Origin of the sequence: Shewanella sp. SM74 (assembly GCF_025653725.1) — a bacterium.
Lineage (GTDB): Bacteria > Pseudomonadota > Gammaproteobacteria > Enterobacterales > Shewanellaceae > Shewanella > Shewanella oncorhynchi.
This window is the reverse complement of record NZ_JAKKRZ010000011.1, coordinates 161495-168583: the sequence shown is the minus strand read 5'-3', so window position 1 is coordinate 168583 and position 7089 is coordinate 161495. Positions and strand designations below refer to the sequence as shown.

General features: G+C 44.6%; 5 protein-coding genes, 1 tRNA gene and 1 rRNA gene. 5 read left to right on the top strand and 2 right to left on the bottom strand.

The features are described from left to right. The first annotated feature begins 125 nt into the window (after positions 1–125). Both rrf and L5M49_RS13325 read left to right on the top strand, forming a co-directional pair. Positions 126–241: ribosomal RNA gene (gene rrf, locus L5M49_RS13330) — 5S ribosomal RNA — on the top strand. Between the two features lie 36 nt (positions 242–277). Then, positions 278–354, top strand: a tRNA-Asp gene (locus tag L5M49_RS13325). A 468-nt stretch (positions 355–822) separates the two neighbouring features. On the opposite strand, the gene rsd is transcribed toward L5M49_RS13325, so the two are convergent. Next, positions 823–1302 carry a sigma D regulator gene (rsd, locus tag L5M49_RS13320; protein WP_113941703.1) on the bottom strand — a complete coding sequence of 160 codons (480 nt, stop codon included), beginning with the start codon at positions 1300–1302 and terminating at the stop codon, positions 823–825. 457 nt (positions 1303–1759) lie between these two features. Between rsd and hemE the strand changes: the two genes are divergently transcribed. From hemE to L5M49_RS13305, 3 genes are all read left to right on the top strand, one after another. Further along, positions 1760–2824 (top strand): uroporphyrinogen decarboxylase, encoded by a 1065-nt coding sequence (gene hemE, locus L5M49_RS13315; RefSeq protein ID WP_006079904.1) that lies wholly within the window; start codon positions 1760–1762, stop codon positions 2822–2824. A gap of 416 nt (positions 2825–3240) precedes the next feature. Next, positions 3241–5820 (top strand): putative bifunctional diguanylate cyclase/phosphodiesterase, encoded by a 2580-nt coding sequence (locus L5M49_RS13310; RefSeq protein ID WP_113941706.1) that lies wholly within the window; start codon positions 3241–3243, stop codon positions 5818–5820. 75 nt (positions 5821–5895) lie between these two features. Then, positions 5896–6699 (top strand): SDR family oxidoreductase, encoded by an 804-nt coding sequence (locus tag L5M49_RS13305; RefSeq protein WP_263266243.1) that lies wholly within the window; start codon positions 5896–5898, stop codon positions 6697–6699. An 18-nt stretch (positions 6700–6717) separates the two neighbouring features. Here L5M49_RS13305 and L5M49_RS13300 read toward each other — a convergent pair whose 3' ends face one another. Next, positions 6718–6945 carry a hypothetical protein gene (locus L5M49_RS13300; RefSeq protein WP_105250390.1) on the bottom strand — a complete coding sequence of 76 codons (228 nt, stop codon included), beginning with the start codon at positions 6943–6945 and terminating at the stop codon, positions 6718–6720. Between the last annotated feature and the right edge of the window lie 144 nt (positions 6946–7089).

Below are 7089 nucleotides of genomic sequence, written 5' to 3'. Positions count from 1 at the left end.
GATGGGTTTTACGGACCTTAGACAGAATACAGATACTTGATAAAGTTAAAGACTCAACAGAAAATCAGCTTTCCGAATTATTATTAACGTGAGCCAGCGATGGACACGGTAATAAACAGAATTTGCTTGGTGACAATAGCCTTGTGGAACCACCTGATCCCATCCCGAACTCAGAAGTGAAACGCAAACGCGCCGATGGTAGTGTGGGGTCTCCCCATGTGAGAGTAGGTCATCGCCAAGCGCCTAATTTAGGTTAACGTGTAGACGCTAAGCTAAAGGAGTGGTAGTTCAGTTGGTTAGAATACCGGCCTGTCACGCCGGGGGTCGCGGGTTCGAGTCCCGTCCGCTCCGCCAACATTAAGAGATAAGCCTCATCGAAAGATGAGGCTTTTTTCGTTATGGCGTCGTGGATAATTCGTGTCAGTGACGCACATGCTTCGGGCTCGAAGCATGTGGTTATCGTCATAGTCGGGCATCATGTAGATGACATCCTTATCAGAATATGAAATTTTTGTTTTAAAGCTAAACCAATTCTATTAATTAGCAAAATTTATCCATTCCCGAAAGCACAACTGAGTCATCTTCTGTGGCTCCTCAAGACATTAATGCTATCGAGCATTACATAACAATATCGCCATACCTATTGAAACAACGATTTGCCAATGTGTGCTGCCTCGGCCATGACTACATCTGCTCTATCGGATTCAATTTGATTCAAACGGTTCCTGTAGTAGCCCAAAGCCAGCTACTTCATTTTCAAAACGATTGAGGGAAAGGATAGATAAGCGCACAGATGCAGCAAGGTGCGCTTAGGAAGGAGGGCTACTGGTTGTGCTCAGAATGTTTGCGATGGAGAACTTCAAGTAGTTCATCTTCGAGTTCGAAGCGTGTTTCCATGTTATGGGCGAGCTCAGATAGGTCTTTATCGAGTTGATACAATACGAAATCGTCTTGTGTTTCCGCATATTTATCGTTGAAATCTAATGCTGCATTCGTGGTTGGCGTTATCTTGGGCAATACTTGTTGTGCGAGCGTTTTGCTTGATTCGCCATATTCACTGCAGGCATTAACGACTTTATCATAGACCTCGAAATGTCCTTCGGAGACATAGTCAACTAATAAGTCACAGAAAGATTTAACATGTTCGAACGAGGGAAGTGATTTTTCTGATTTACTGTAAGGAGGAAGCCCAGCAATTTGGCAGTAATGCACTAACAGTTTTCGACGGTTTTTTAGCCATTGATCAATAAGCTTATTTGAACCGCCCCACTTCTGTTCTGCTTTTTCGAGTTCTCTCAGCATGATGCATTCCATTTAAGTGCCAGCACATAACTCTAATGTAGGGACAAGTTGCTAATCGATCAACTCTTTTCATGCGAATTTGCGAGAATGACGAAATGGACAAACCAGCTGTTTCGTATCGAAAAATGCAAATAAAAAGCCCAACGATAGAAACCTATCGTTGGGCGAGTAAAGTTTATAGCAGGCTCGATGCGACGAGCTTCTTGATTGTTCTTGCTAGCGCAGACTTTTTATACCAAAGGCGGGGAACCGGCGCAACTTTTTTCTGTCTGAGTGTGACTTCGTTACGAATAAATGAGCAGTATGTTAGCTGGCTAACATTTTCCGGTTTATGCGGTCAAATCGACGCCAATGATGGGGAATAGCTCACATAAATTTGCACATAAAGGTTACATTATTCGCGTAAATGCTAAACTACCGACCCAGCGGATCTCAATAAGACTAGGAACCAAGCCCAATGGCAGAATTAAAGAATGATCGTTATTTACGCGCCCTACTAAAAGAGCCTGTCGATGTGACCCCTGTGTGGATGATGCGTCAAGCTGGCCGTTATCTTCCTGAATATAAAGCCACTCGCGCTCAAGCGGGTGACTTCATGTCTTTGTGTAAAAATCATGAGCTTGCCTGTGAAGTCACGCTGCAACCTTTACGTCGTTATGATCTCGATGCGGCGATTTTGTTTTCCGATATCCTAACTGTGCCCGATGCTATGGGTTTAGGTTTGTATTTTGAGGCGGGTGAAGGCCCACGTTTCGAGCGCCCAACAGACACTATCGATGCGATCAAAAAGCTCTCAATTCCAGATCCAGAAGATGAGCTGGGTTATGTGATGAAAGCCGTTAGCACTATTCGCCGTGAACTGAATGGCGCAGTGCCGTTAATTGGCTTTTCTGGCTCACCTTGGACCTTAGCGACTTATATGGTTGAAGGTGGTTCGAGCAAAACCTTCGAAAAAATTAAGAAGATGGCTTACGCAGAGCCAATGGCATTACACATGCTGTTAGATAAATTAGCCGATTCAGTGATCCTATACCTGAATGCTCAAGTTGCTAACGGTGCGCAATCTTTGATGATTTTTGACTCATGGGGCGGCGCGTTATCGCACTCTGCTTACCGTGAGTTCTCTTTGCGTTATATGCAGAAGATTATTGATGGTCTGACACGCTTTGCCGATGGCCGTAAAGTGCCAGTGACGCTGTTTACTAAAGGCGGTGGTTTGTGGCTAGAAGCGATGGCAGAAACTGGCTGTGATGCACTAGGTTTGGATTGGACGGTAGACATTGCCGATGCCCGTCGTCGTGTTGGCCATAAAGTGGCATTGCAAGGCAACATGGACCCATCCATGTTGTATGCGCCAATTCCACGTATCGAAGAGGAAGTTGGCCATATTTTAGCGGGTTATGGTGAAGGTACTGGCCATGTATTTAACCTAGGCCATGGTATTCATCAGCATGTCGATCCAGAACATGCTGGCGCCTTTATCAAGGCGGTTCATGCGCAATCAAAGCAATACCATAAATAATTTTTGGTTTGCGAAACAGGCCCGCTTGCGGGCCTGTTTTATATCCGACATTTGAATTTGATAGCGTTGGAGCTTCTGGCGAAGGTATCTTTATGGATTAGCGTATGCGGTGGTTTCTATCGTCTGCGAGCTTAATGAGTCTTACTTTTAAACAACGACTTGAATTCCCTATATTCACATACTGATTATGTGTGAATTATCTTGATAAAAAAGTAAAACTTATAATCGTTTAATTTATAAATTTTAATTTAAATCAAAGGTATAAAATTGATTTAATTGCATGAAAATGTCTACTTTAGCAACGACTAAAGCAAAGTGATGTTTAATACTATTCGCAAATAAGATATGTTGCATGGCGCAGTGAAGGATTATGCAAGGCCGTCAATCAATTTAGTCATAACAAGCCGTGGTAAGAGATGCACATTGGCAAGAAAATAATGGTATTTATTGCGGGCTTTTGTCTCCCTGCGGTGGTAATTGTCTCCTATTGTCTTGGTTATTGGTACGACCATCGCGTCGAGCTATTACGTCAAGATAGTGCTAACCGTGAGCTTGCCAATATCCAGCAGCAGTTTCAAATTGATGTCGATCGCTTAACCTTTCTCACTAATATCTATGCCTTACCTTTGTCTCAATTAGATGAAGACCAACTTAAAAAGCTTGAATCCTCGTGGCGCGATAGCTCAATGTCAGCCAATCTGAGTTGGTATATTCTACGGCAGGGTGAATTGCACCCTTTTTTCCCCAATGAACGTCCCTTTGAGAATGATAAGTTACGAGAAATCGCCAGTGCTATTGTCAGTGCCGATAAGCCCAGTGTTGCTGGCGCTTATTTGATGGGCAAGTATGCTTATGTCGTTACTTCCGTGGCTTCTGCGCCCAATGAATCTGTGCTGCTGGTACGCCAACTGACTGATAAAGACTTACTTGAATATGCTCAGGCCTTATTGGTGACTAAGGTGAGCATGAGCCATTCTCGCGACGTTACGCCAACAGTTGATGGTGTGCACAGTGACGCGATTAACATTCCAAGTCTGTTAAAAGATAAGCCTGTCTACCTGCAAGTGCTGTTTTCCGATGGTCCCTTTAGAGAGGTTAAATTTCAACTCGATTGGGTATCGCTCGGATTTATTCTCTTTGGTGTGTTTATTGTTGGTCTTGGTTATATTTGGCTGCGTTCGGGCTTACTCAAACCCTTTAAAAATCTGATGCATCAATTGGCGCTGGTCGATCCTATGTCCAGTGTCTATCAACCCGTTACAAGCGAGGGTAATGAAGAATTAGAAGTGCTCGCCAGCCGTGTTAATAGCTTGCTGGCAAGAATTTATCAGCAAAAAGAACGCGCGAAAATCACCTTAGAATCCATTGCTGAAGCGGTGATTTTGACCGATGTCGATGCCAACGTGATTTATATGAATCCACGGGCCGAGTTGCTTCTCGATGTTGCTAGTTGCTATGCCATAGGTCAAAGCCTTGCGAGTCTGTTAAAGGCTGGGGAGCAGTTGAACCAGGCGGTTTTTACCTGTATTCGTCTCGAAGAATCAGCGCCGCAGGTCGAGAAAATCAAACTATTAACTGCTTCGCCTCGGATTATGGAGCGCAGTATCAGCAATCTGCGCAATCACGATAAAGAAATTGTTGGTACTGTCGTGGTATTGCGGGATATCACTCAAGAAGAGTTGCTTAAACACCAGCTACAAAAAAGGGCAAATTTCGATAGCATTACAGGGCTGCTAAACCGTCAGGCATTTGATGAGCAGTTACCCCAATTTGCCGCCTCTGCTAAAACCATCGCCGTTTGTTATCTCGATTTGGAGCAATTCAAGTTAATTAACGACAGTTGTGGCCATACTGCAGGCGATCGTATGCTTGCTATGGTGGCTAAGGCCATGCAGGCTTGTCTTGGGCCACAGGAGTTATTGGCGCGCCTTGGTGGCGATGAGTTTGGTTTAGTGATTTGTAATCGTAGTGCCTTATCTGTGGCGCAATTACTGAAGCAAATGATCGCGCAAGTCTCCATGCAAGTGTTGAACGATAAAAACTGTAATTATAAAGTTGGCCTCAGCATAGGTGTCGCTTTTGGTCGTGCGCCCTATATTGATGCGCAAGAATTATTGAAAGACGCGGACATTGCCTGCATTGCCGCTAAAGCTAAGGGGGCTAATCAAATTCATTTTTACGATGATAAAGATAAAGAGCTCACCTACCAAAGAAATGCGCCTAAATGGGCGGTACGTATTGCGCAAGCGATTGAAGAAAATGAGTTGATTCTGTATTACCAACCGATCCGCGGACTAGGCAGTGGTCCGCAGCGACAACGAATGGAAATCCTGCTACGAATTCAAGAGCCCTGTGGCCGCATTTTGGCGCCTGCGCAGTTTATAGCCGCCGCTGAACGTTTTAAGTTGATGCCAGATATCGATAAAGAAGTCATCCGCAAAGCTTTTTTATGGTTGTCTTTGAACCCCGTGCTTTGGCCTGATCATTGTATTTCGATCAACCTTTCAGGCAATAGTTTAGGTGCCGAAGGTATGGTGGAATATATCGCCCAGCAGCAACACATTTTTGATATTCCAAGCCAATGTATTTGTTTTGAAATTACTGAAACCACCGCGATCCAAAATCGCAATCGTGGTATGGAAATGTTGAAGCAGTTACGTAAACTCGGTTTTTCATTTGCACTGGATGATTTTGGCAGTGGTTTTGCCTCTTATGGCTATCTGCGTGAGCTGCCCGTGGATTATGTCAAAATCGACGGCTGTTTTATTAAGAATCTCGCCGTGAATGCTAAAGACTACGCCATCGTTAAATCGATTCAGGATGTTTGTCGGGTTATGGGAATCGAGACTGTTGCTGAATTTGTTGAGAATCAGGATATTATTGACAGGTTGTTGAGCATAGGCATTAACTATGCGCAAGGTTATGCGATAGGGCGCCCGCAACCCTTAGCTAATTATCGTGAGCAATACGAGATGAGGCTTGCACAACGCGCGTGAAGGATTGCGCTTTTAGCGTGATTATGCCAATTTAGCAAAAGGCGTAATTAACATAGCGATAACAAAGGAATGACTATGGATGGACTCACTGGCAAGGTCGTGATCATCACGGGTGCCTCAGAAGGTATTGGTCGGGCGCTCGCAGTGGCAATGGCGCGAATGGGCTGCCAACTAGTGCTCAGTGCGCGTAATGAAACACGTCTCGCATCACTCGCTTTAGAAATCGCTAATTATGGTCCGCCTCCTTTTGTATTTGCCGCCGATGTCTCCAGCCCAGAACAGTGTGAAGCCTTAGTTGAAGCTGCTGTTGCGCATTATGGCCATCTCGATATTTTGATTAACAATGCTGGCATGACTATGTGGTCACGTTTTGATGCACTGACTCAGCTCTCGGTGCTTGAAGACATAATGCGGGTGAATTATCTTGGTCCTGCGTATTTAACCCATGCCGCGTTACCGCACTTGAAAGCCAGTAAAGGCCAAGTGGTGGTTGTGGCGTCAGTCGCTGGATTAACGGGCGTTCCTACTCGCAGCGGTTATGCCGCTTCTAAACATGCTGTGATTGGTTTTTTCGATTCTTTGCGGATTGAATTAGTGGATGATAATGTGGCCGTAACTGTTATTTGCCCCGATTTTGTGGTGTCACAAATTCACAAACGTGCCCTCGATGGTGCAGGTCATCCTTTAGGTAAATCTCCGATGCAGGAAGCTAAGATACTGACGGCTGAGCAATGCGCTAATATGATGTTGCCAGTGATTGCAACTCGAGGCCGTCAACTGATTACTTCACTTCGCGGTCGTTTGGGGCGTTGGCTTAAGCTGATCGCGCCAGGCTTAATCGACAAAATTGCCCGCAGGGCGATCGCCTCCGGGCACTAAAGTCTTTGCCACTACAAGCTATTTGCCACTCTTATTGAGATGCTTAATGATGGATTGTTCAGCTTCACTTTGAGTCGCTTTGTCCCCATCGATATCGATAGTCACAGTCGCGTTATGACCCGTCATATCCTCTGCAATATGAAACCAATCTGGATGCCAGTAAAAGCTGGCTCCTTCTAGGGTTTGCCAGTTATGCACGCCTGATTTTTCACCTTGATAAATAAGATCTTTTATCGAATAACCCATATATTTACCCCATTAATTTCATGATTGTTAAAAATATAAGAAGCTAGATGGTGCACGTCATCTGAACCTAGGTATGTGCTTTACATCACATTTTCAGGCAAACATAAACCCCGCCAGAGCGAGGTTTATGATCTTAGCGAGATT